Origin of the sequence: Paenirhodobacter sp. (assembly GCF_047600745.1) — a bacterium.
In the GTDB taxonomy this organism is placed as follows: Bacteria; Pseudomonadota; Alphaproteobacteria; order Rhodobacterales; family Rhodobacteraceae; genus Rhodobacter.
Genome location: NZ_JASGKI010000001.1, coordinates 431,554 through 453,120, shown reverse-complemented (window position 1 = coordinate 453,120; position 21,567 = coordinate 431,554). Strand labels below are relative to the sequence as shown.

24 protein-coding genes and 1 pseudogene are annotated in these 21,567 nt (G+C 68.8%); 17 read left to right on the top strand and 8 right to left on the bottom strand.

What is annotated here, in order from left to right:
- Position 1: 1 nt before the first annotated feature.
- From QM789_RS02440 to QM789_RS02430, 3 genes are all read right to left on the bottom strand, one after another.
- Positions 2–1,162: a toxic anion resistance protein gene (locus QM789_RS02440; protein ID WP_420350371.1), complete on the bottom strand. Its 1,161-nt coding sequence runs from the start codon at positions 1,160–1,162 to the stop codon at positions 2–4.
- A gap of 100 nt (positions 1,163–1,262) precedes the next feature.
- Positions 1,263–2,162: a 5-bromo-4-chloroindolyl phosphate hydrolysis family protein gene (locus QM789_RS02435; RefSeq protein WP_420350370.1), complete on the bottom strand. Its 900-nt coding sequence runs from the start codon at positions 2,160–2,162 to the stop codon at positions 1,263–1,265.
- A 262-nt stretch (positions 2,163–2,424) separates the two neighbouring features.
- A complete protein-coding gene (locus tag QM789_RS02430; protein WP_420350369.1) occupies positions 2,425–4,188 on the bottom strand; it encodes a pseudouridine synthase in 1,764 nt (587 codons plus the stop codon).
- A gap of 106 nt (positions 4,189–4,294) precedes the next feature.
- On the opposite strand from QM789_RS02430, the gene QM789_RS02425 reads away from it, so the two are divergent.
- Positions 4,295–4,741, top strand: a complete 447-nt coding sequence (locus tag QM789_RS02425) for a nucleoside deaminase (RefSeq protein WP_420350368.1) — start codon at positions 4,295–4,297, stop codon at positions 4,739–4,741.
- On the opposite strand, the gene QM789_RS02420 is transcribed toward QM789_RS02425, so the two are convergent.
- Positions 4,738–5,430: a metal-dependent hydrolase gene (locus tag QM789_RS02420; RefSeq protein WP_420350367.1), complete on the bottom strand. Its 693-nt coding sequence runs from the start codon at positions 5,428–5,430 to the stop codon at positions 4,738–4,740. The two genes, QM789_RS02425 and QM789_RS02420, sit on opposite strands and share 4 nt — an antisense overlap.
- Before the next feature lie 109 nt (positions 5,431–5,539).
- Here QM789_RS02420 and gatC point away from each other — a divergent pair, with 109 nt between their 5' ends.
- The 7 genes and pseudogenes from gatC (at position 5,540) to QM789_RS02385 (ending at position 9,742) form a co-directional block, all read left to right on the top strand.
- Positions 5,540–5,827 carry an Asp-tRNA(Asn)/Glu-tRNA(Gln) amidotransferase subunit GatC gene (gene gatC / locus QM789_RS02415; RefSeq protein WP_420350366.1) on the top strand — a complete coding sequence of 96 codons (288 nt, stop codon included), beginning with the start codon at positions 5,540–5,542 and terminating at the stop codon, positions 5,825–5,827.
- Positions 5,824–7,302, top strand: coding sequence for an Asp-tRNA(Asn)/Glu-tRNA(Gln) amidotransferase subunit GatA (gene gatA, locus QM789_RS02410; RefSeq protein WP_420350365.1), 1,479 nt, complete (start codon positions 5,824–5,826; stop codon positions 7,300–7,302). The genes gatC and gatA overlap by 4 nt, the downstream gene beginning before the upstream one ends.
- Position 7,303: 1 nt before the next feature.
- Positions 7,304–7,582 (top strand): hypothetical protein, encoded by a 279-nt coding sequence (locus tag QM789_RS02405; protein ID WP_420350364.1) that lies wholly within the window; start codon positions 7,304–7,306, stop codon positions 7,580–7,582.
- Entirely contained in the window at positions 7,582–8,256 is a 675-nt protein-coding gene (locus QM789_RS02400) for an N-acetylmuramoyl-L-alanine amidase (protein WP_420350363.1), read from the top strand. Before QM789_RS02405 ends, QM789_RS02400 begins: the two co-directional genes overlap by 1 nt.
- Before the next feature lie 65 nt (positions 8,257–8,321).
- Positions 8,322–8,894, top strand: a complete 573-nt coding sequence (locus tag QM789_RS02395) for a CAP domain-containing protein (protein WP_420350362.1) — start codon at positions 8,322–8,324, stop codon at positions 8,892–8,894.
- 294 nt (positions 8,895–9,188) lie between these two features.
- A pseudogene (locus QM789_RS02390) lies at positions 9,189–9,374 on the top strand (transposase); the annotation flags it as partial.
- A gap of 155 nt (positions 9,375–9,529) precedes the next feature.
- Positions 9,530–9,742: a YgaP family membrane protein gene (locus QM789_RS02385; protein ID WP_420350361.1), complete on the top strand. Its 213-nt coding sequence runs from the start codon at positions 9,530–9,532 to the stop codon at positions 9,740–9,742.
- On the opposite strand, the gene QM789_RS02380 is transcribed toward QM789_RS02385, so the two are convergent.
- A complete protein-coding gene (locus QM789_RS02380; protein WP_420350360.1) occupies positions 9,736–10,596 on the bottom strand; it encodes a L,D-transpeptidase in 861 nt (286 codons plus the stop codon). The genes QM789_RS02385 and QM789_RS02380 overlap by 7 nt on opposite strands.
- Positions 10,597–10,782: 186 nt before the next feature.
- Here QM789_RS02380 and QM789_RS02375 point away from each other — a divergent pair, with 186 nt between their 5' ends.
- From QM789_RS02375 to QM789_RS02345, 7 genes are read left to right on the top strand one after another with little or no spacing between them, the layout of a single operon-like run.
- On the top strand, positions 10,783–12,372 hold the full coding sequence (locus QM789_RS02375) for an ABC transporter substrate-binding protein (protein ID WP_420350359.1): 1,590 nt from the start codon (positions 10,783–10,785) through the stop codon (positions 12,370–12,372).
- Positions 12,372–13,355 (top strand): ABC transporter permease, encoded by a 984-nt coding sequence (locus QM789_RS02370; RefSeq protein WP_420350358.1) that lies wholly within the window; start codon positions 12,372–12,374, stop codon positions 13,353–13,355. The genes QM789_RS02375 and QM789_RS02370 overlap by 1 nt, the downstream gene beginning before the upstream one ends.
- Positions 13,345–14,133 (top strand): ABC transporter permease, encoded by a 789-nt coding sequence (locus QM789_RS02365; RefSeq protein ID WP_420350357.1) that lies wholly within the window; start codon positions 13,345–13,347, stop codon positions 14,131–14,133. The genes QM789_RS02370 and QM789_RS02365 overlap by 11 nt, the downstream gene beginning before the upstream one ends.
- Positions 14,133–14,852, top strand: coding sequence for an ABC transporter ATP-binding protein (locus QM789_RS02360; protein WP_420350356.1), 720 nt, complete (start codon positions 14,133–14,135; stop codon positions 14,850–14,852). Before QM789_RS02365 ends, QM789_RS02360 begins: the two co-directional genes overlap by 1 nt.
- A complete protein-coding gene (locus QM789_RS02355) occupies positions 14,849–15,592 on the top strand; it encodes an ABC transporter ATP-binding protein (RefSeq protein ID WP_420350355.1) in 744 nt (247 codons plus the stop codon). Before QM789_RS02360 ends, QM789_RS02355 begins: the two co-directional genes overlap by 4 nt.
- Positions 15,589–16,614, top strand: coding sequence for an aminotransferase class V-fold PLP-dependent enzyme (locus tag QM789_RS02350; protein WP_420350354.1), 1,026 nt, complete (start codon positions 15,589–15,591; stop codon positions 16,612–16,614). Before QM789_RS02355 ends, QM789_RS02350 begins: the two co-directional genes overlap by 4 nt.
- On the top strand, positions 16,611–17,351 hold the full coding sequence (locus QM789_RS02345; protein WP_420350353.1) for an HAD family hydrolase: 741 nt from the start codon (positions 16,611–16,613) through the stop codon (positions 17,349–17,351). The genes QM789_RS02350 and QM789_RS02345 overlap by 4 nt, the downstream gene beginning before the upstream one ends.
- Here QM789_RS02345 and QM789_RS02340 read toward each other — a convergent pair.
- From QM789_RS02340 to QM789_RS02330, 3 genes are read right to left on the bottom strand one after another with little or no spacing between them, the layout of a single operon-like run.
- Positions 17,345–18,070, bottom strand: a complete 726-nt coding sequence (locus QM789_RS02340) for a rhomboid family intramembrane serine protease (protein WP_420350352.1) — start codon at positions 18,068–18,070, stop codon at positions 17,345–17,347. The two genes, QM789_RS02345 and QM789_RS02340, sit on opposite strands and share 7 nt — an antisense overlap.
- A 56-nt stretch (positions 18,071–18,126) precedes the next feature.
- Positions 18,127–18,441, bottom strand: coding sequence for a hypothetical protein (locus tag QM789_RS02335; RefSeq protein WP_420350351.1), 315 nt, complete (start codon positions 18,439–18,441; stop codon positions 18,127–18,129).
- A 31-nt stretch (positions 18,442–18,472) separates the two neighbouring features.
- Positions 18,473–18,880 carry an META domain-containing protein gene (locus QM789_RS02330; protein WP_420350350.1) on the bottom strand — a complete coding sequence of 136 codons (408 nt, stop codon included), beginning with the start codon at positions 18,878–18,880 and terminating at the stop codon, positions 18,473–18,475.
- Between the two features lie 279 nt (positions 18,881–19,159).
- Here QM789_RS02330 and QM789_RS02325 point away from each other — a divergent pair, with 279 nt between their 5' ends.
- Both QM789_RS02325 and QM789_RS02320 read left to right on the top strand, forming a co-directional pair.
- On the top strand, positions 19,160–21,112 hold the full coding sequence (locus tag QM789_RS02325) for a heme lyase CcmF/NrfE family subunit (RefSeq protein ID WP_420350349.1): 1,953 nt from the start codon (positions 19,160–19,162) through the stop codon (positions 21,110–21,112).
- Complete coding sequence (locus QM789_RS02320) at positions 21,113–21,559, top strand: cytochrome c-type biogenesis protein (protein WP_420350348.1); 447 nt, start codon at positions 21,113–21,115, stop codon at positions 21,557–21,559. It abuts the gene before it with no gap.
- Positions 21,560–21,567 lie beyond the last annotated feature (8 nt).

Genomic DNA, 21,567 nt, shown 5'->3' with positions numbered 1-21,567 from the left:
GTCAGTTCGCGGCCCCCGATGCCCGCGCCGAGGCCAGCGTCTCGCGCAGCTTCCGCTCCATCCCGGTCAGTTCGACCTCCGCCTCCGCGCGCTTGCGCTTGCCTTCGTCGGCGATCCGCAGGCTGTCCTCGATCGTGGCGATCAGTTCGGCATTGGCCGTCTTCACCGCCTGAATGTCGAAAATGCCGCGCTCCATTTCGGTGCGCACGGTCTGGTTCGCCTGCCGCAGATTCTTCGCATTCGCCGTCAGCAATTCGTTCGTCAGGTCCGACGCCTGCTTCACCGCTGTCGCGGCTTCGGCCGAACGCTGGATCGTCACCGCCTGCGCAAGCTGCGTTTCCCACAGCGGCACGGTGTTGACGAGCGTCGAATTGATCTTTGTCACCAAAGACTTGTCGTTTTCCTGCACCAGCCGGATCGAGGGCAGCGACTGCATCGTCACCTGCCGCGTCAGCCGCAGGTCATGCACCCGCCGTTCCAGATCGTCGCGCGCGGCGCGCAGGTCGCGCAACTCCTGCGCCCGCAGCACCTTCTGCTCCTCCGGCGCGGCGGCGACCTCGGCTTCCTTCGCGGGAACCACGGTCGCATCGACCTCCTTCAGCTTCTCCTCCCCCGCGCTGATATAGAGCGCGAGTTCGTCGTAGAAGTTCAGCGTCTTGCCATAGAGCAGATCGAGCGCCTTGATATCCTTCAGAAGTTTCGTCTCATGGCTGAGCAGTTCGTCCGTCACCCGGTCGATCTGGCCCTGCACCTCCTCGAACCGGCTGAGGAATTTGGCGAAGGGCGCGGCGCGGCCCAGCAGCCTTTCCCACCACGACCGTTCCCGCCGCACATCCAGTTCGGACACCGTGAAGCCGCGCAGGGTGGTGACGATCTTCGACAGGCTGTCGCCCGCCGGGCCGATGTCCTTGTTCTTCACATCGGCCAGCATCTGCTGGCTGATCACCTGCAATTCGCCCTGCGCCTTCGAGCCGAAATACAGGATCGAATTGGTATCGGTCAGGTCGATCTCGCGCATCCGGGCGCGGATTTCCTCGGCCACCGGGGCGGGCGCGGCGTCGAGCTTTACCAGCGCCTGGGCCGGTTCGGGCAGGGCGGTCGCGGCGACGCTCTCGATTTCGGCGAGGGCCTGCGCGGCCTTGTCACGGACGGATTCAGTCATGGTCATCCCCGGTTGCTGCGGGTGGTGGTTGCAATATCTTCTCCCACCCGACGGGCGGGGGCAATCGCTTCGTTATTCGTGAATTGCGGCCATTGCATGGCTAATCCCTCGGACCGGTGATGCCCTCGCGGGCCAGCCGTTCGCGCAGGACGTCGATCTCGATCTCCAGCCCCTCGCGCCCGCCTTCGATCAGGCTGCGGGTGCGGGCGGTGAAATTGCCCTCAAGGTCGGTCAGCAGGGCCTCGTAATCGTCGCGGGCCTTCGGGTCGCGGGTGGCGGCCCACAGGTCGGCGAATTTCACCGTCGCATCCCGCGCGCCCTCCAGATAGACCCCCATGTAACGGCGCGCGGCGGCCAGATCGCCCGGATCCTGCTCGACCGCCCGGAACAGCTGCCGCGCGGTTTCACCGAAGCGTTCGACCCGGGCGCTCAGCAGCCCGTCATTCGCCCGCGCGATCGCCTCGCGCATCTCGCGCAGGTGCTTTTCGCCTTCGGTCACGGCGCGGGCGACGCGATCCTGCTGAAAGCTGTCCACGCCCTCCATGCCCTTGTCGCGCAGCGGATCGAGGCCAAAGGCCGCCAGCGACAGCGCCGCGCCGACCACGCCCACGGTAATCGCCCCCGCCAGCCCCATTTCCGGCGCCTGCGCGCCAAGCGCCAGCCCAAGCCCGACGGTGACCGAACCGAAGATCTTGCGCGGGATTGCCGGGCGGCGGGCGACGCGGCGCGCGCTCCAGGCGGCTTCGGCCCGCAGCCCCTCGCGCAACAGGAACACGCCCCCCGCGATCAGTGCAAAGGCCCCCAGCCCGCGCACCAGCCCATCGGGCCCATTGCCGAAAGCATGTCCCAGAAAGGGAATCGCCATCGCGATCAGCCAGCCCGGACGTTTCGCCAGCGGGTGGCGCGGTTCCGATGCCGGTTGCGGCACGCGATCCGGCGCGACGCCCGGATAGCCTTCGCCGGATTGCGGGCTGTATTTGCCGCCGTAGCGCTGTGCCATCTCAGACCGTGCCTTTCAGCGCGACCGATAGCGTCAGCGCCAGCAGCAGCCAGAAGGAAACGGTTTGCAGGGTCTTGCGCGACATTTTTCCCTCGCGGCGGAGCGGTCTTCCAGAGGTTAGGGGTTCGCCCGCCGCAATTCCAGAGCCAAGGTGTCACGACAGGGGCGACGTGGCGGGAAAATCACGCAGGATTTTCCCGATGTCCTGTTTCGGCCCCCGCCGGTGCCCCGAAGGCTGCTGGCCCCAGGGCGAAGGATGCCCTCAGCCGCGGGCCGGGCCCGGCTTGCCACCCGGGCGGCGCGGTGCCCCGCCATGGGATTTGAACCCCGCCGCCCGCGGCTTGCCCGCACCGCCATGGCTCTTGAACCCGGCGGATTTGAAGCCGCCCTCGCGCTTCTCGTAGGGCTTCTTGCCAAACGCCGGACGCTCCCCGTCCCGGTCATCGCGGCGGGGTCCGCCCTCACGTTTCTCGTAGGGCTTCTTGCCAAACGCCGGACGCTCCCCGTCCCGGTCATCGCGACGCGGCCCACCCTCGCGCTTCTCGTAGGGTTTTTTGCCAAACGCCGGACGTTCCCCGTCCCGGTCCTCGCGTCGCGGCCCGCCCTCACGTTTCTCGTAGGGCTTCTTGCCGAACGCGGGACGCTCCCCGTCCCGGCCATCGCGACGCGGCCCGCCCTCACGTTTCTCGTAGGGCTTCTTGCCGAACGCGGGACGCTCCCCGTCGCGGTCATCGCGACGCGGCCCACCTTCGCGCTTCTCGTAAGGCTTCTTGCCAAACGCGGGACGCTCCCCGTCGCGGTCATCGCGACGCGGCCCACCTTCGCGCTTCTCGTAGGGCTTTTTGCCGAACGCCGGACGCTCCCCGTCGCGGTCATCGCGTCGCGGCCCACCTTCGCGCTTCTCGTAAGGCTTCTTGCCGAACGCGGGACGCTCCCCGTCCCGGCCATCGCGACGCGGCCCACCCTCGCGCTTCTCGTAGGTTTTTTTGCCAAACGCCGGACGTTCCCCGTCCCGGTCCTCGCGTCGCGGCCCGCCCTCACGCTTCTCATAGGGCTTCTTGCCGAACGCGGGGCGATCGCCGTCGCGCTTCTCGAACCGTGCGGGGCGGTCCTCGTCGCGGTGCGAGCGGAAGCCCTCGGAGCGCGGTTTCGCGCCCCGGTCATCGCCCGCGAAATCACGCTGTCGGCCGAAGCTCTTGCGCGGGCCGTCGCCCTCGGGGCGGGGGCCACGGGCCGGGCGCTCCATCCGCTCCGAGCGCGCCGGGCGGCCGTCCTCGGCGCCGGTCAGCAGCCGGTCGCCCAACTGGTCGCGCAGGATCTTGCGCTTGATTTCCATCACATCGCCGGGCTGCATCTCGTTCAGGCGGAACGGGCCGTAGCTTACCCGGATCAGCCGGTTCACCGTCAGGTTCACCGCCGCCATGGCGCGGCGGATTTCGCGGTTCTTGCCCTCGCGGATACCGACGGTCAGCCAGGCATTCGCGCCCTGCTGCCGGTCGAGCGTCACTTCCATCGGCTGGAAATCCTCGCCGTCGATGGTGATGCCCTCGCGCAGCGGGTTGAAGGTCTCGTTCGTCGGGCGGCCATTCACCCGCACGCGGTATTTGCGCAGCCAGGCGGTTTCCGGATGCTCCAGCCGCCGCTTCAGCCCGCCGTCATTGGTGAGCAGCAACAGCCCCTCGGAATTCAGGTCGAGCCGCCCGACATTCAGCACCCGGGGCATCCCGGCGGGCATTTCGTCGAAAATCGTGCGGCGGCCCTGGTCGTCCTTTTCGGTCGTCACCAGGCCCAGCGGCTTGTAATACAGCCACAGCCGGGTTTCCTGGGGCGCGTCGATCGGCTTGCCGTCGATCGTCACCTTGTCCTTCGGTTCCACATCCAGCGCGGGGGTGGCGATGGTCTTGCCATTCACCGCGACGCGGCCTTCAAGGATCATCTTCTCGGCATCGCGGCGCGAGGCGACGCCCGCGCGGGCGATGACCTTGGCCACACGTTCGGGGCCGGACTGGATGGGGGTATCGGACATATCCTGTTCCTTCTGGGGGAGGGGGCGCGCGTTCCCGCGGGCAAGGCGCCCTGATACACCCGAAAGCCCGCGTTGCAAAGCGCGATGAATGCGGCGATGAAGGGGCATGTTCACATCCTTCATGGATCAGGCGCTCGAAGAGGCGCGGGCCGCCGCAGCGCGGGGCGAGGTGCCGGTGGGCGCGGTCATCGTCGCCCCCGGCGGGCGGGTCGTCGCGCGCGCGGGCAACCGCACGCGGGAGCTGTCGGATCCGACGGCCCATGCCGAGATCCTCGCGCTGCGGGCCGCCTGTGCCCTCGCGGGGAGCGAGCGGCTGCCGGGGCATGACCTTTATGTCACGCTGGAACCCTGTCCGATGTGCGCCTCCGCGCTGTCGCAGGCGCGGATCGCGCGGATCTACTATGGCGCGGCGGATCCGAAATCCGGCGGCGTGGCGCAGGGGCCGCGGGTGTTCGCCCATCCGCAATGCCACCACGTCCCCGAGGTCTATGACGGTATCGCCGCGCGCGAGGCCGAAGCCCTGCTGCGCGGCTTTTTCGCCGGGCTGCGCTAAAGCTCGATCGGCACCAGAACCTCGGGTTCGATCACCTCGACCCCCGGCAGGCCCTCGATCAGCGCCGTCGCATCCTGCGCCAGCAGCGGGAAGGTGCGGTAGTGGCACGGAATCACGGTGCGGAAGTCGAAATACTTGCGCGCGGCGAAGGCGGCCTCCTGCATGTCCATGGTGAAATGGCCGCCCGCGCAGAGGATCCCGATGCCGGGCCGGTGGTATTCGCCCATCCAATCCATATCGGCCATGATCGTCGTATCGCCCGACAGATAGATCACCTGATCCTCGCCCGCGATCATGTAGCCCACTTCGCTCCCCGCATAGACCGGGCCGTTCGGGCCGGAGATCGAAGACGAATGGCTGGCCGGGACCATCGTCACCTTCGCCCCGTTCAGGTCCACCGTCCCGCCCTTGTTGAAGCCGACGCCCGCGATGCCCTCTGTTTCCTGCCAATAGGCAATCAGGTCGTAGATGCCGGCGACCGGGATGTTCAGCTCCTTCGCGATCGTCAGCGCATCGGCGGAATGGTCGCCGTGGCCGTGGGTGAGCAGGATATGCGTCGCCCCCGCGATCGCCTCGGCGCGGCGCTCCGCCGGAAACACCGGGTTGCCGCTGATCCACGGGTCGATCAGGATCACCGCGTTTTCGATTTCCAGCCGGAAGCCGGAATGGCCGAGCCAGGTCAGTTTCATGGGATGCCTCCTTTTCGCCCCACAGTAGCGCCGATGCCGCCGGGGGCAAGCGCGCTTGCAGCGCGGGGCCATGGGCGTTAAACCGCAGGCGAGACAATCGGAGACCGCCATGTCCATCGACATCGACACCGCCCGCAAGGTGGCGCATCTGGCGCGCATCAAAGTGGCCGAGGAGGACCTTCCGAAGCTGGCCGGTCAGCTTTCGGGTATCCTGACCTTCATGGAACAGTTGAACGAGGTTGACGTCGAGGGCATCGAGCCGATGACCTCGGTCACGCCGATGCGCCTGAAGCGGCGCACGGATGTGGTGACCGATGGCGGTTATCCCGAAAAGATCCTGTCGAATGCCCCGGATGCCCGCGAGGGCTTCTTTGCCGTGCCGAAGGTGGTCGAATGAGCCTGAACCAGTTGACGATTGCCGGAGCCCGCGACGCGCTGCGCAAGGGCGATGTGACCTCGGTCGAGATCACCGAAAGCTGCCTTGCGGCGATCGAGGGCGCAGGGGCGCTGAACGCCTGGTGCGCGAAGACGCCGGAGATCGCGCTGGAGCAGGCGCGGGCGGCGGATGCACGGATCAAGGCGGGCGAGGCCCCGGCGATGTGCGGCATTCCGCTGGGCATCAAGGATCTGTTCTGCACGAAGGGCGTGGCGACGCAGGCGGCATCGCGGATCCTCGAAGGGTTCCGGCCGGAATATGAATCGACCGTGACGCAGAACCTGTGGGATGCGGGCGCGGTGATGCTGGGCAAGCTCAGCATGGACGAATTCGCCATGGGCTCGTCGAACGAAACCGCCTGCTATGGCCCGGTGGTGAACCCGTGGAAGATCGACGACCGCAAGCTGACCCCCGGCGGGTCTTCGGGCGGCTCGGCGGCGGCGGTGGCGGCGGATCTGTGCCTTGCCGCGACGGGGACGGATACTGGCGGTTCGATCCGGCAGCCCGCGGCCTTTACCGGCATCGTCGGGATCAAGCCGACCTATGGCCGGGTCAGCCGCTGGGGCGTGGTGGCCTTTGCCTCCTCGCTCGATCAGGCCGGGCCGATGACCAAGACGGTGCGCGATGCGGCGATCATGCTGGGCGCGATGGCTTCGGTCGATCCGAAGGATTCGACCTCGGCCGAGATCCCGGTGCCGGATTTCGAGGCGGCGCTGACCGGCGATATCCGCGGCAAGAAGATCGGGATTCCGAAGGAATACCGGATGGACGGCATGCCTGCGGAGATCGAAAAGCTCTGGGCCGATGGCGCGGCGATGTTGCGCGATGCGGGGGCGGAGATCGTCGATATTTCGCTGCCGCATACGAAATACGCGCTGCCCGCCTATTATGTGATCGCGCCGGCGGAGGCGTCCTCGAACCTCGCGCGCTATGACGGGGTGCGCTATGGTCACCGCGCGACGCTGGGCGCCGGGGATGGCATCGTCGAGATGTATGAAAAGACCCGCGCCGAAGGTTTCGGCCCCGAGGTGCAGCGCCGGGTGATGATCGGCGCCTATGTGCTGTCTGCCGGGTTCTACGATGCCTATTATAACCGGGCCCGCCGGGTGCGCGCGCTGATCAAGCGCGATTTCGACCTCGCGTTCGAGGCCGGGGTGGATGCGATCCTGACGCCCGCCACGCCGTCCTCGGCCTTCGGTCTGGGGGAGATGGCGGATGCCTCGCCGGTGGAGATGTATCTGAACGACGTCTTCACCGTGACGGTCAACCTAGCCGGTCTGCCGGGGATTTCGGTTCCGGTGGGGCTGGATGCGAAGGGGCTGCCGATGGGGCTGCAACTGATCGGGCGGCCCTGGGCCGAGGGCGATCTGCTCAACCACGCCCTTGTTCTGGAGCGCGCGGCAGGGTTCACGCACAAGCCGGCGAAATGGTGGTAAGATGATGCAACGGGGCGCGTTTCTGGTTCTGATACTGGCACTTGCGGGCTGTGACCAGTCCGCGCGCGAAACCGGCACGGGCGGGTATCCCAGCTATGACGCCTTTATGAAGGCGCATGAGCAGGGGCGGGTGCCGACGGCGCCGCCCGCACCGGTCATGACCGAGGACGGCAGCTATGGCGCCGCGCCTGTGGTGACGCCTTCGGCCACGCCCGAAGGGTCGATCGCGGTCGATACGCTGGCCGCGCTGCAACGGACGGCGCCCACCGCCGGGCAGTGATGCCGGGCTCGCCGAATTACGGTCCGCGCCGGGATGGGCTGCGGCCGGAGCTGGTGGTGATCCACTACACCGGCATGGCCGATTGCGCCGCCGCCCGGGCGCGGCTGTGCGATCCGGCGGCGGAAGTGTCCTGCCACTGGCTGATCGCGCCGGATGGCACCACCGAGGCGCTGGTCCCCGAGGAAATGCGTGCCTGGCATGCCGGGGCCGGATCGTGGCGCGGGCTGGGCGATGTGAATTCCCGCTCGATCGGGATCGAACTGGCCAGTCCGGGCGATCAACCGTTTCCCGAGCCGCAGATGGCCGCGCTGGAGGGGCTGTTGCGCGGCATCATGGCCCGTTGGCGGATCCCCGCCGAGGGGGTGATCGGCCATTCCGACATGGCGCCGGGGCGCAAGATCGACCCGGGCCCACGGTTCGACTGGCGGCGGCTGGCGGAACAGGGGCTGTCGGTCTGGCCGGGTGCCGGGACGGTTGGCCTCGGTCCGGGGCGGTTCATGGCGCTGGCAACGGCCTTTGGCTATCCCGATCTGGATGTGGAGACCGTTCTGCCCGCGTTCCGGCTGCGGTTTCGTCCGGGGGTGGAGGGGCCGCTGGACGCGCGGGACATGGCGCTGGTCGCCGATCTGGCGGCGCGGTTCGGCGATGACGGTGGCGCCTGGCGGGCGGAATGAGCGGCGGTTATCGGATTGGCAAGGATTGGCGCCTAGGATGGCGAGGCTTTGCGGAGGACCGACGGATGAGGATGCTTCTTGTCGCCATGGTTGCGGTGATTCTGGGCGGCTGTGCCGCGCAGCAGGTTCCGACCGCTCCGCAGCCGGGGGGCGCGATTGCCCCGCTTCCGGGCCGGGTGGTCTGGACCGATGGTCACGGGGCGGTCAACCTGGCCGCCGCGGGCGCGGCGAACTGTCCCGCCACAGCGCGCGGCGATGCGGCGGCAGCGCTGTCCGCAACGAATGCCGTGCGCGCGCAGCATGGGTTGGCACCGTTGCGGACCAATCCGGTGTTGCAGCGTGTGGCGGAGTTGCATGCCTGCGATATGGCCGCGCGCGGGGCGATGACGCATGAGGGCAGCACGACCAAGGGCCCGATGGCGCGCGCGAAGCAGCAGGGCTACCGCCCGCGCCTGATCGCCGAGAATATCGCGGCGGGCCGGTTCGGGCTGGACCGGACGCTTGCGGAATGGTCGGCGTCTCCGGGGCACCGGGCGAATATCCTGATCGGGCAGGTAAGTGAATTCGGTATTGGCCATGCGCTGGCGTCGGATGGCAAGACGGTGTTCTGGGCCTCGGTCTATGCCGCGCCGCGTTGAGGGCAGGATCTGAGCTCTGTCCTGCGTTCGATTGCTGGGCCGCATCCGCCCGGTCTTGGGTTTGCCGGAACGTGGCGAGGTCGCGTGGCGGCTTGGCCAGGGAATGCACCCAGTCTTCGCGGAGGGCATGCCGGAGGATGGAAATCGCCGGATTTCCCTCTGAATGTGCCCGGCCTTCGTCGGGATTTTTGTTTCAACGGTATTGGCCCGCAGGCGTGAGGCCGGGCATCTGCTGCGGCTGAGACAGGATCCGTTTTGCGAGAAATTGTGGGTGGCGGCTACACGCATGCCTCCCCCGGGCGAAAGCAACGCAAGACACCCGTCAGATACGACAAGCGGCGATACAAGCGGCGAAATTGCATCGAGATCATGTTCGGCAGGCTCAAGGACTGGAGGCGCGAGGCAACCCGCTATGACCGCTGTCCGAAGGTATTCCTCTCCGCCATCGCCCTAGCCGCAACCGTCATTTACTGGTTATGAATCCTGACTCTAGGGCAGTTCTGGCCATCGGGTCTTCCGTCTGTTCCCTGCCGATGCGGGGCGGGCCGCCCGGATAAATACATTCTATAACTTGAATGCGAATGCTCGCGATGATAAGACGCCCTCCATCAACCCCTGAGGCATGGAGATGTCCAATGAGTGTCGATCGCGCGGTTTTTGCCTTTGTCGGCAGCCTGATCCTGATCAGCGTGCTGCTGAGCCTCTATGTTTCGCCGCTGTTCGTCTGGCTGACGGTGTTCGTCGGGGTGAACCTGATCCAGGCGGCCTTCACCCGCTTCTGTCCGGCGGCCTGGATCTTCTCGAAGATGGGGCTGAAGGCGGGTTGCGCCTTCAGGGGGGCTCAGTAAACGGTCACCGGCGTGCCGATCGGCACCGCGTTGAACAGCGCGATGACGTGATCGTTCACCATCCGCAGGCAGCCGTTCGACACCGCGCGGCCGATCGACGAAGGCTCCGTTGTGCCGTGGATGCGGATCGCCGTGTCGCGCCCGTCCTGGAACAGATAGAGGGCCCGCGCCCCCAGCGGATTGCCCGGCCCGCCGGGCATCCCGTCAGCGTATTTCTTGTAGGCCTTCGGGTTGCGTTCGATCATCTCGGGCGTGGGGGTCCAGCTCGGCCAGCGGACCTTGCGGGCGACGACGGCCTGTCCGCGGAACTTCAGCTCGTCGCGGCCCACGGCGACGCCGTAGCGCATCGCCTTGCCCGGGGCGATGATATGGTAAAGGAAATACTTGTCCGACACGATGATGATCGAGCCCACCTTCAGATCCGGGCGGACGTTGACCTCGGTCGGGTAGTAGCGCTTCGCGATCGGCCAGCTGGTTTGCGGCGGTGGATCCTTGATCGGACGCGCGGCGGCGGGCTTCGGCTTGACCGGAGCGGGGGTTTCGACCAGCGGTTTGACCACGGCGACGTCGGGCGTTGCGGGGATATCGGGCGTTGCGGGCTCAGCGGTGGGCGGCGGCGGAACCGTGGCCTCGGGTGCGGCCACCACAGGGGCGGCGGGCGCAGGCTCCGCCGGCACCACCGCGGGCGCAGGCTCCACGGGCACCACCGCAGGCGGGGGCGGTTCGACGGCCACGATAGGCGCCGGGGCGGGCGTATCGGGTGCGGTTTCGCCGACGGTTTGCGCAAGGACGAGCGCAGGCGAGGCTCCGAAATGCAGGACCGCGGCCACGGTCAGAAGAAATCGACGATCCATTCCGGACTCCAGTTGCTTTCCCTTCACGGTAGCACAAGCCGTTTTCCGGGCTCAACGACCGAATTGCACGAATGCGAGAGGACGCGCCCGGGAGACGATATTTCTCCTTTCGTCCCGGGGAACGCGCTTGTGTCCGCGCCGCCGTGGTGACAGCCTGAAACCGCAGATCAATACAGGATGACGACGATGCCCTTCGCAGTTTCCCGCCGCGGTTTTCTGGCCGGCACGGTCGCCCTTGCTGCTCTGGGCGCGGTGCCCCGGATGGCGCTGGCCGCCGGGTCGCGGCTGACCGTTGCGTCGGACAGCGAGCCGCGCCAGCTCAACCCGGCGATCGCGGCGACGAACGGGGTGTTCTTCATCGCGTCGAAGGTGGTCGAGCCGCTGGCCGAAGCCTCCTATGACGCGGGCGGGCTGCGGCCCCTGCTGGCGACGGGGTGGCAGGGGTCGGAGGATGGGCTGTCGATCACCTTCACCCTGCGCGAGGGGGTGAAATGGCATGACGGCAAGCCCTTCACCTCGGCGGATGTGGCCTTCTCGGCGATGGAGGTCTGGAAGCCCTTGCAGAACATCGGCCGGGGTCTGTTCGCGAACCTTGAGGCCGTCGAGACCCCCGATCCGCTGACGGCGGTGTTCCGCTTCTCGAAGCCGACGCCGGAGCAGTTGATCGCCAATGCGCTGCCGGTGGTGTCCTCGGTGCTGCCGAAGCACATCTACGAAGGCACCGACATCGCCCAGAATCCGGCGAACGGGGCGCTGGTCGGCACCGGGCCTTTCGTCTGGGGCGAATACCGGGCGGGGCAATATTACCTGCTGCGCCGGAATGCCGATTACTGGGGCGGCGCGCCGGGGGTGGAGGAGCTGGTCTATCGCGTGCTGCCCGACCGTGCTGCCGCCGCCGGGTCGCTGGAGGCGGGGGAGGTGCAGCTTGCGGCCTTTTCGATGGTGCCGCTCACCGATCTGGAGCGGATCGCCGCGGTGCCCGGCCTGAAGGTGGTGACCAAGGGCTATGAGGCACTGACCTATCAGCTGACGGTCGAGATCAACCACCGCAACGACATCCTGAAGAACCTGAAGGTGCGGCAGGCGATCGCCCATGCGATCGACAAGCAATTCGTGCTGGATGCGATCTTCCTCGGCTATGCGGCCAAGGCCACCGGGCCGGTTCCGGCCAATGACCCCACCTTCTACACCCCGGACGTCACCACCTATGCGTTCGATCCGGCGAAGTCCGCCGCGCTTCTGGACGAGGCGGGCTATCCCGCCGGGGCGGATGGCGTGCGGTTCCGGCTGACCCTGCTGCCCGCGCCCTATTTCAGCGAAACCACGCAGTTCGGCGATTACCTGCGGCAGGCGCTGGCAAGGGTGGGGATCGAGGCGAAGATCGTCGCCCATGACAGCGCCGGGCATCAGAAGGCGGTCTATACCGACCATGCCTTCGACCTTGCCATCGCGCCGACGGTGTTCCGCGCGGATCCGGCGATTTCGACCACGATCCTCGTGCGCTCGGGGATTCCGGACGGGGTGCCGTTTTCCAATCAGGGCGGCTATGCCAATGCCGAACTGGATGCGCTGATCGACGAGGGGCTGGTGACGCTCGACCCGGCGCAGCGGATCGCGATCTACCATCGGTTCCAGCAACTGGTGACGGCGGATCTGCCGCTGATCAATGTCGTGGACTGGAGCTTCACTTCCGTCGTCTCGGACCGGGTGGAGCATGTCGCGACGAACCCGCGGTGGGCGGTGTCGAACTGGTCGGACATCGGCCTGACGGCCTGATGGCTGTGCTGCGCCTGATCGTGCTGCGGCTGGCGGGAAGCATCCCGGTGCTGCTGATCGTCACCGTGGCGGTGTTCCTGCTGCTCAATGCGGCGGGGGGCGATGCGGTGGACGCCTATCTCGCCTCGCTCGGCGGTGGGGATGCGGCGCTGGCGGCGCGGCTGCGGGCGGATTACGGGCTGGACGGGTCGGTGCTGGCGCGGCTGTGGTTCGTGCTGGGGCAGTTGGCGCGGGGCGATCTGGGCTGGTCCGTGGCGATGGGGCGGCCCGTGGGCGCCGTGGTGTGGGAGCGGCTTCCGGTGACGCTCTGGCTGATGGGCTCGGCGACGGCGCTGTCCTTCGTGCTGGGCTCGGCGCTCGGCATCGTGGCGGGGCGCAGGCCGGGGGGATGGCTGGACCGGCTGCTGTCGGGCGGCTCGATCCTGATCTATTCGGTGCCGGGGTTCTGGCTGGGTCTGGTGCTGTCGCTGGTCTTTGCGGTGCAACTGCGCTGGTTCCCGGTGTCGGGGGTGGAGACGATCGCCTCCGGCCTGAGCGGGGCGGCGCGGGCGCGCGACATCGCCTGGCATCTGGCGCTGCCGGTGCTGTCGCTCGGGCTGATCTATACCGCGCTGTTCCTGCGGGTGATGCGCGCGGGCATGGTCGAGGCCTGGGCGCAGGACTATACCCTTGCGGCACGGGCGCGGGGGGTGCCCGGCTGGCGGATCGCGCTGAACCATGCGGCGCGCAATGCGATGCTGCCGGTGGTGACGATGCTGGGCCTTCAGGCGGCGGCGATGCTGGGCGGTTCGGTGGTGATCGAGAGCGTCTTCGGCGTGGCCGGTTTCGGGCGGCTGGCGCAGGAGGCCGTGGCCGGGCGCGATGCGGCGCTTCTGCTCGGGGTGATCCTGACCTCGGCGGTGATGGTGGTGATCGCGAACCTGCTGGTGGATCTGGTGAGCCATGCGCTCGACCCGAGGATCGGAGGGCGCGATGCGGCCTAGCCTGTGGATCGGGGGCGGTGTGCTTCTGGCGCTGCTGGCGGTGGCGGTGCTGGCCCCCGTTCTGGCGCCCGGCGATCCGCTGGCGATGGTGGGGCGGCCGTTGCTATTGCCGTTCCATGACGCCCAGCATCCCCTGGGCACGGATCGGCTGGGCCGCGATCTGCTGGCGGGGCTGATCCATGGCGCGCGGACCTCGGTGACCGTGGGGCTGGCGACGGCGCTGGTGGCGATCACGGCGGGGATGGTGGTCGGCACGGCGGCGGGTTTCGCGGGTGGGCTGGTGGATGAGGCGCTGATGCGCGTGGTCGAGGCGTTCCAGATCGTCCCCGGCTTCCTGCTGGCGCTGGCTTTCGTTTCGGTCGCGGGGCCGTCGCTGCCGATGGTGGTGCTGGCGATCGCGCTCGGGGCCTGGACCGCGCCCGCGCGGCTGGCCCGGGCGCGGGTTCTGGCGCTGCGCGAGGCGGAATTCGTCGCGGCGGCGCGAGTGCTGGGCGTGCATCCGGTGCGGATCGCGGCGGTTCAGGTGTTGCCGCTGGCGCTGCCGCCGGTGCTGGCGCTGACGGCGGTGATCGTCGCGGGGGCGGTGCTGACCGAGGCGGCGCTGTCCTTTCTGGGGCTGGGCGATCCGAATGCGGTGACCTGGGGCGGCATGATCGCCGAGGGCCGGAACCAGCTGCGCTCCGCGCCGTGGCTGTCGCTGATCCCGGGGCTGGCGCTGGTGGCGACGGTGATCTCGACCTATCTGCTGGGCGAGGCCCTGACCGAAAGGCGCCGCTGATGCTGAATTGTCATGATCTGTCGGTGACATGGCCGGGCGGGCAACCGGCGCTGCGGGGGGTGACGCTCGACCTGAAGGCGGGGGAGCGGCTGGCCCTGATCGGCGAATCCGGGTCGGGGAAATCCACGCTCGCGCGCGCCATCGCCGGGCTTCTGCCCGCGGGCAGCCGGGTCACGGGGCGGATCGGCTGGGACCGGCCCGCACGGCCGGGGCGCGATATCGGCTATGTGTTTCAGGATCCGGGCGGCAGTCTGGACCCGCTTCTGACCATCGGCGCCCATCTGCGCGAGACGCTGCGCGCCACCCGTTCGCCCGCCCGGCCCGAGGATCTGCTGCGGCAGGTGGCGCTGCCCGGCGTGATGAAGCGCTACCCGCATCAGCTTTCGGGCGGGCAGAAGCAGCGGGTGGCGATCGCGCTTGCCATTGCCGCCGGGCCGCGCCTGCTGATCGCGGATGAGGCGACTTCGGCGCTCGATGTTCTGGTGCAGGCCGAGATTACCGCCCTGCTGCGCAAGGTGACCGAGGGGCGGGCGCTGCTGTTCATCACGCATGACATCGCGCTCGCGGCGGGGTTGGCGGACCGGATCGCGGTGATGTATCGCGGGCGGCTGGTCGAGACCGGCCCGGCGCGGCAGGTGGTGGACGCGCCGCGCGACGCCTATACCCGCGCGCTTCTGGCGGCGACGGTGGGGCTCGATACGCCGAGGCTGGTGCGATGAGCCTGCTCGACATCTCCGGCCTGACGAAGCGGTTTGGTCAGGGGACGGCGCTGGACGATGTGGCGCTGACCCTTGCGGAGGGCGAGACGCTGGGCCTGATCGGGCCGTCGGGCTGCGGCAAATCCACGCTGGCGCGGGTGGTGACCCGGTTGATCGCGCCCGATGCCGGGCAGATCCGGTTCGACGGGCGGGATTGGCTGTCGCTGCGGGGTGCCGCGCTGCGCCGGGCGCGGGGCGCGATGCAGATGGTGTTTCAGGATCCGGCCGCCGCCTTCCACCCCCGCGCCACGGTCGGCGGCGCGATCCGCGAGGCGCTGGCGTTGCACAATCCGGCTGGATCAGTGCCCGGCCTGCTGGAACAGGTGGGGCTTTCGGCGGATCTTGCGGCGCGTCCGGTCGCCGCACTGTCGGGCGGGCAGCGGCAGCGGGTGGCCATCGCGCGGGCGATTGCCTGCCGACCGAAGCTGATCGTGCTGGACGAGGCGACTTCGGCGCTCGATGCTTCGGTGCGGGGCGCGGTGCTGGATCTGCTGGTGCGGTTGCAGCGCGAGCTTGGCCTGTCCTATCTGTTCGTCGGGCATGATCTGGCGGTGGTGCGGCTGGTGTCGCACCGGATTGCGGTGATGGAGGCGGGCCGGATCGTCGAAACCGCCCCGGCGGAGCGCCTGCTCGCCGCACCGCAAAGCGATATCACCCGCCGCCTGATCGCGGCGGTGCCGCAGCTGAAAGGAACACCATGAGCGAGTGCGTTTTCCCACCCACGGGCTATGCGCCGCTGGCCGATGCCATCGGGCGCATCCTCGGCACGCGCAACGATGTGCTGCTGATCCAGGCCGAGGCCGCCGTCGCGCTGGAGGCGGTGGCGGCGTCCCTTGGCGCGGGGGCGCGGGTGCTGAATGTGGTGACCTCGCTTTACGGGCGCTGGCTGGGGGAATGGCTGCGCCGGGCGGGGGCGGAGGTCACCGATCTGGCGCCCGAACCCGGTCAGCCGGTGACGGCGCGGGCGGTGGAGGCGGCGCTCGCGGCCCGCTATGACATGCTGGCGCTGGTCCACGCCGAAAGCGCCTATGGCATCCTCAACCCGCTCGAAGAGATCGCCGCGCTGGCCCGGGCGCGGGGGGTGCTCTTGGTGGTGGATGCGGTGGCCTCGGTCGGCGGGCATGCGCTGGCGGTGGACGATCTGGGCATCGACGTGGCGGTGATCGGGCCGCAAAAGGCGCTTGGCGGGTCTGCGGGAGTGTCGGCTGTGTCTGTGTCCCCGGCCGCCTGGGCGCGGGTGGCGCCGCGCGGCCCGGCGCCCTCGATCCTGTCGCTGGCCGATCAGCGGGCGCTGTGGCTGGATGCCGGGCGCGGCGCGCTGCCGGGCACACCCTCGGCGCTGGAATTTCACGCGCTGGCACAGGCGCTTCAGCGCGCCGAGGCGGAGGGGATCGCCGCGATCCGCGCCCGTCATGCCCGCGCGGCGCGGGCGGCCCGGGCGGGGGCGCTTGCGTTGACCGGGCGGGAATGGGTGGCGCCGGAGCGCGCGTCCAATCTGGTCACGGCGGTGGCGCTGCCCGAGGGCGTGTCGGCGGCGGGCCTTGCGCAGGGGGAGCTGAGCGCCGGGGTCGGGCCGGGGGGCGAGCGGCTGATCCGGCTGAACCATACCGGGCCCCGGGCGCGGCTGGATGCCGTTCTGGGCGACCTCGCGGTTCTGGGCCGGGCGCTTGGCGTGGCGCCGGGCGCGGCGCTTGCGGCGGCGGAGGGGGCCTGGCACGCATGACCCTGCCGCGACCGGAGGCGCTGATCTTCGACCTCGACGATACGCTGCTGACGGCCTATCGCAATCCGGGGCCGACCTGGGCCGCAATCATCGCGGAACATGCCGGGGCGCTTGGCGAACACGATCCGCGCTGGATCACGGCGGAGGTTCTGGCCCGCGTTCTGGGCTTTCTGGCGGATGAGGAGGGGCGCAAGCTCTGGCGGCTGGAGGGCGATGCGACGCGGCGCCGGGTGGTGCGCTCGGCCTTTCACCGGCTGAACCTTGCGCGCCCGCCGGGGACGGAACCGCTGCATGGCGTCGATGCCGATTGGATCGCCGACCGGTTCGAGACCTATCTCGAAGAGACGATCACCCTGAAACCCCATGCGCATCAGGTGCTTGAGGCGCTGGCCGCGCGAGGCATCCGGCTCGGTCTGCTCACCAACGGGTCAACGGCGCGGCAGCGGGGCAAGATCGCGCGCTTCGGTCTTGCGCGCCATTTCGCCGCGATTCGGATCGAGGAGGAGGCCGGTGTGGGCAAGCCCGATCCGGCGGCCTATCGCGGCATCCTGTCGGCCCTGTCGGCGGCGCCGGGCCGGGCGATGATGGTGGGGGACGATCCGGTCTGGGATGTGACGGCGCCCGCGCGCCTTGGCCTCACAGCGGTGTTCTACAGCGAGGATGCGGCCGCCCCCACGCCCGAAGGCGCCGCCGCGCGGGCCGCCGCGCTGACCGACCTGCCCGCGCTGATTCAATAGCGCCTGCGCCGGACCACCGGGATCGTGCTGCGGCTGTAGTGTGTGGCGGGGTGGGGCGGCAGGCCATGGGTGCGCTGCCAAAACCCCAGCCTGCGCCAGCGCGGCAGGGCCAGCGCCACCCCCGCCACAAAGCCGCCGATATGCGCGAGATAGGCGACCCCCGCCCCGGCATCCGGGGTGGCGAGTTCGCTGACGACCTGAATCCCGAACCACAGCCCCAGCACGACGAAGGCCGGGATGGTGAAAATCCGGAAGAAGATGACGAAGATCACCACCACATCGACCCGCGCCCGGGGGAACAGCAGCAGATAGCCCCCCATCACCGCCGCGATCGCGCCCGAGGCCCCGACCATCGGCACATCGCTGAACGGATCCGCCGCGATCTGCGCCCCCGCCGCCGCCAGCCCGCCCAGCAGGTAGAACAGCGCGAAGCCGCCATGGCCGAACTGGTCTTCGAGGTTGTCGCCAAACACCCACAGGAACAGCATGTTGCCGAACAGGTGCATCAGCGAGGCATGCAGGAACATATGCGTGACCAGCCCATGCAGCCACGCGCCCTGTGTCACCGCCACCGGATACAGCGCGTTCTGCACCCAGAGCCCTTCCATATTGCCCGCCCAGGGCGCGGTCAGCAGATAGACGATCACATTGAGCGCAATGATCCCCCGGGTCACCCAGGGGAGTCGCGCCGAAGGGTTGTGATCGCGGATCGGGAACATCGGCACAGCCTTCCCCAACCCGCCCCGGACGTCAAGCGCGGGGTCCGTCGGGCCGGTCAGGGGTCCGGTTCCATCCCGACCGGCGGCCCCGGACGCGTCGCGCCGTCGATGATCCTCTCCCAGGACCGGCCCGCCGCGCGCAGGAACTCGATCGAAGGGCCGGATTCGCTGCCGTAGACCCTGACATTCCGTTCAAGGATGCGGAGGCGATACGGCTCGGGCGTCTGCTGCTTGAAGAACGCGGCCAGTCTCTGGCGCTCCGCATGCAGGCTGCGCGCGATGGTTTCGGCGGATGCGCCGTTGCGCTGCATTTCGGCCGCTCGGTCACGCAGATCCCGCACGGCCTGTTCATAGCGGGCACGCAGGTGCATGAGTGTGGCTGGGGCGTCCTCCGGCATCCGCCTAGTGCCGCGCCCGGATCAGCACCGTCCCGGCATCATCCGTCAGTTCCAGCACCGTGCCCGACTTCCGCGCGCCGGTGACCCGGCCGATGGTGGAATGGAAGGCGGTTTCCACCGTCATCTGCGGGTCGGGGCACATCATCCGGGTGCCGACGAGGGCGCCGATATGGATCCTGCCCTTCTCGGCCCGGATCGGGCCGCCATAACGGTTGCAGCCGGATGTGCCCGCGAGCATTCCGGGCTCAGGGCGCTGCATCGTCACCGTCACACCCTCGGGCACGGGGGTGCCGGCGATCTCGGTCACGGTCCATTCGGTGCCGGTGCCCAGAACGTCCGGCGGAGCCGCCGCGTCCTGCTTGCAGGCGGCGAGCGACAGGCAGGCCATCGCGGCCAGGGTCAGGTGACGCATCTTCGGTCCTTTCCATTCGCCCGCACTGTGGCCCCGCGCGCGCCGGGTGGCAAGCGGTGCCTGCCGCGTGGCCCGGGTGTCACATGGTGCAAGTGCCCCGCGCGGTCCGGTGCGTGCGGGAGGGCTCGACTGGCTGGGTCCGGGGCAGCGGAGGCGGCAAAAGGCAGCCCCCATGCGCGGGGGGAGGTGCCAGCATGGTCCGTGCGATCCTGCGACACGCATTCGCCTTGGCCCCGGGCGCGGCCTCGCCTATGATCGGGCAAGGCACCGGAGGCACCCATGACCGCAGAACTTGGACATTTCGCGCTGATCCTGGCGTTTTGCGTGGCGCTGATCCAGATGGTCGTGCCGCTGATCGGTGCGCAGAAGGGCTGGGCGGGCTGGATGGCGGTGGGGGAACCTGCGGCCTCGGCACAGTTCCTGTTGATCACGGCGGCTTTCGCGGCGCTGACGCAGGCTTTCGTGACCTCGGATTTCTCGCTGCTGCTGGTCTATGAGAATTCGCATACCGACAAGCCGATGCTGTATAAGGTCACCGGCGTCTGGGGCAATCACGAGGGTTCGATGCTGCTCTGGGTGCTGATCCTCGCGCTTTTCGGCGCGGCGGCGGCCTGGTTCGGCGGTGCGCTGCCGCCGCGGCTCCGGGCGCGGGTGCTGAGCGTGCAGGCGGCGGTGGGGGCGGCCTTTCTGGGCTTCATCCTGCTGACCTCGAACCCGTTTACCCGGCTGGCCGAGCCGCCCTTCAACGGGCGCGACATGAACCCGCTGCTGCAAGATCCGGGGTTGGCCTTCCATCCGCCGTTCCTTTACCTCGGCTATGTCGGGCTGAGCATGGCGTTTTCCTTCGCCGTCGCCGCGCTGATCGAGGGGCGGGTCGATGCCGCCTGGGCCCGCTGGGTCCGGCCATGGACGCTGGCGGCCTGGATCTTCCTGACCATCGGCATCGCGCTCGGCTCGTGGTGGGCCTATTACGAACTGGGCTGGGGCGGGTTCTGGTTCTGGGATCCGGTCGAGAATGCCTCGCTGATGCCCTGGCTGCTGGCGGCGGCGCTTCTGCACAGCGCGATCGTGGTGGAAAAGCGCGAGGCGCTGAAAAGCTGGACGATCCTGCTTGCCATCCTCGCCTTCGGGTTTTCGCTGATCGGCACGTTCATCGTGCGCTCGGGGGTGATCACCTCGGTCCACAGCTTTGCGTCGGATCCGTCGCGGGGGGTGTTCATCCTCGCGATCCTCGCGGTGTTCATCGGCGGTGCGCTGACGCTTTATGCCGCGCGGGCGGGGGCGATGCAGGCGAAGGGGATCTTCGGGTTGGTGTCGCGCGAAAGCGCATTGGTGATGAACAACATCCTGCTGGCGGTTGCGGCGCTGGTGGTCTTTGTCGGAACGATCTGGCCGCTGGTGGCGGAGATGTTCTGGAACCGGAAGCTGTCGGTGGGCGCGCCGTTCTTCGACACCGCGTTTACGCCCTTCATGGTGATCCTCGCGCTGATCCTGCCGCTGGGGTCGATGATGCCGTGGAAACGCGCGGTGCTGTCGCGGCTGCTGCGCCCGCTGGCTCCGGCAATGGTGCTGGCGCTGGCCGTGGCGGGGCTGACCTGGACGCTGGCGACGGGGCGGCCGGTGCTGGCGCTGGTGGCGGCGGGGCTGGGCGCGTGGATCGTCTTCGGCGCGATGGCGGAGCTTTGGGTCCGGGCCGGGCGCACGCCCGCGCGGCTCGGGCGCCTGCCGCGCGCCGATTGGGGCAAGGCCGCGGCCCATGCGGGCTTTGGCGTGGTGATCGCGGCGGTGGGCCTGCTGATGGCGGGGCAGATCGAGGATATTCGCGTGGCGAAGGTCGGCGAACCCTTTACCGTCGCGGGCTATACGATCACGCTCGACAGCGTGGCCGATGTGCCGGGGCCGAACTACACCGCCACCGTGGGCACGATGACCGTGCGCCGGGGCGAGCGGGTGGTGACCGTGCTGCATCCGGAAAAGCGCGTCTATCCGGTGCAGGCGATGCCCACGACCGAGGCCGCGATCCGCAACGGGCTGTTCAGCGACATCTACCTCGTGCTGGGCGATCCGCAGGATAACGGCGGCTGGGCGGTGCGGACCTATGTAAAGCCCTTTGCAAGCTGGCTGTGGATCGGGGCGGGGCTGATGGCGCTTGGCGGCGGGCTGAGCCTGACGGATCGGCGCTATCGCGTGGCGGCCGGGGCGCGCCGTGCCGTGGCCCAACCGGCGGAGTAGATGATGCGTGCCTTCCTTCTGTGCCTGCTGCTCGCCACGCCCGCCATGGCGGTGCAGCCCGACGAAATCCTGTCCGATCCCGCGCTCGAAGCCCGCGCGCGGGAGATCAGCCGCGATCTGCGCTGTCCGGTCTGTCAGGGCGAGAATATCGACGATTCCAACGCCGGGGTGGCGCGCGATCTGCGGCTTCTGGTGCGCGAACGGCTTCTGGCCGGGGACAGCAACGATCAGGTCGTGGATTATGTGGTCGACCGTTACGGCGAATATGTGCTGTTCCGGCCCGAGCGCCGGGGCGCGAATCTGATCCTGTATTGGCTCGGCCCGGCGGTTCTGGTGCTGGCGCTCGGGGGTGTCGCGGTCTGGCTGCGCCGTCGGCGGGCAGAGGCGCCGGTGCAGGCGCTGAGCCCCGAGGAACAGGCCCGGCTGAAGGAGTTGCTGGAGAAGTGACGCGGGGT

Coding starts and splice junctions, on each gene's coding strand:
- QM789_RS02440 (WP_420350371.1), bottom strand. CDS start 1,162: ATGACTGAATCCGTCCGTGACAAGGCCGCGCAGGCCCTCGCCGAAATC.
- QM789_RS02435 (WP_420350370.1), bottom strand. CDS start 2,162: ATGGCACAGCGCTACGGCGGCAAATACAGCCCGCAATCCGGCGAAGGC.
- QM789_RS02430 (WP_420350369.1), bottom strand. CDS start 4,188: ATGTCCGATACCCCCATCCAGTCCGGCCCCGAACGTGTGGCCAAGGTC.
- QM789_RS02425 (WP_420350368.1), top strand. CDS start 4,295: ATGTTCACATCCTTCATGGATCAGGCGCTCGAAGAGGCGCGGGCCGCC.
- QM789_RS02420 (WP_420350367.1), bottom strand. CDS start 5,430: ATGAAACTGACCTGGCTCGGCCATTCCGGCTTCCGGCTGGAAATCGAA.
- gatC (WP_420350366.1), top strand. CDS start 5,540: ATGTCCATCGACATCGACACCGCCCGCAAGGTGGCGCATCTGGCGCGC.
- gatA (WP_420350365.1), top strand. CDS start 5,824: ATGAGCCTGAACCAGTTGACGATTGCCGGAGCCCGCGACGCGCTGCGC.
- QM789_RS02405 (WP_420350364.1), top strand. CDS start 7,304: ATGATGCAACGGGGCGCGTTTCTGGTTCTGATACTGGCACTTGCGGGC.
- QM789_RS02400 (WP_420350363.1), top strand. CDS start 7,582: ATGCCGGGCTCGCCGAATTACGGTCCGCGCCGGGATGGGCTGCGGCCG.
- QM789_RS02395 (WP_420350362.1), top strand. CDS start 8,322: ATGAGGATGCTTCTTGTCGCCATGGTTGCGGTGATTCTGGGCGGCTGT.
- QM789_RS02385 (WP_420350361.1), top strand. CDS start 9,530: ATGAGTGTCGATCGCGCGGTTTTTGCCTTTGTCGGCAGCCTGATCCTG.
- QM789_RS02380 (WP_420350360.1), bottom strand. CDS start 10,596: ATGGATCGTCGATTTCTTCTGACCGTGGCCGCGGTCCTGCATTTCGGA.
- QM789_RS02375 (WP_420350359.1), top strand. CDS start 10,783: ATGCCCTTCGCAGTTTCCCGCCGCGGTTTTCTGGCCGGCACGGTCGCC.
- QM789_RS02370 (WP_420350358.1), top strand. CDS start 12,372: ATGGCTGTGCTGCGCCTGATCGTGCTGCGGCTGGCGGGAAGCATCCCG.
- QM789_RS02365 (WP_420350357.1), top strand. CDS start 13,345: ATGCGGCCTAGCCTGTGGATCGGGGGCGGTGTGCTTCTGGCGCTGCTG.
- QM789_RS02360 (WP_420350356.1), top strand. CDS start 14,133: ATGCTGAATTGTCATGATCTGTCGGTGACATGGCCGGGCGGGCAACCG.
- QM789_RS02355 (WP_420350355.1), top strand. CDS start 14,849: ATGAGCCTGCTCGACATCTCCGGCCTGACGAAGCGGTTTGGTCAGGGG.
- QM789_RS02350 (WP_420350354.1), top strand. CDS start 15,589: ATGAGCGAGTGCGTTTTCCCACCCACGGGCTATGCGCCGCTGGCCGAT.
- QM789_RS02345 (WP_420350353.1), top strand. CDS start 16,611: ATGACCCTGCCGCGACCGGAGGCGCTGATCTTCGACCTCGACGATACG.
- QM789_RS02340 (WP_420350352.1), bottom strand. CDS start 18,070: ATGTTCCCGATCCGCGATCACAACCCTTCGGCGCGACTCCCCTGGGTG.
- QM789_RS02335 (WP_420350351.1), bottom strand. CDS start 18,441: ATGCACCTGCGTGCCCGCTATGAACAGGCCGTGCGGGATCTGCGTGAC.
- QM789_RS02330 (WP_420350350.1), bottom strand. CDS start 18,880: ATGCGTCACCTGACCCTGGCCGCGATGGCCTGCCTGTCGCTCGCCGCC.
- QM789_RS02325 (WP_420350349.1), top strand. CDS start 19,160: ATGACCGCAGAACTTGGACATTTCGCGCTGATCCTGGCGTTTTGCGTG.
- QM789_RS02320 (WP_420350348.1), top strand. CDS start 21,113: ATGATGCGTGCCTTCCTTCTGTGCCTGCTGCTCGCCACGCCCGCCATG.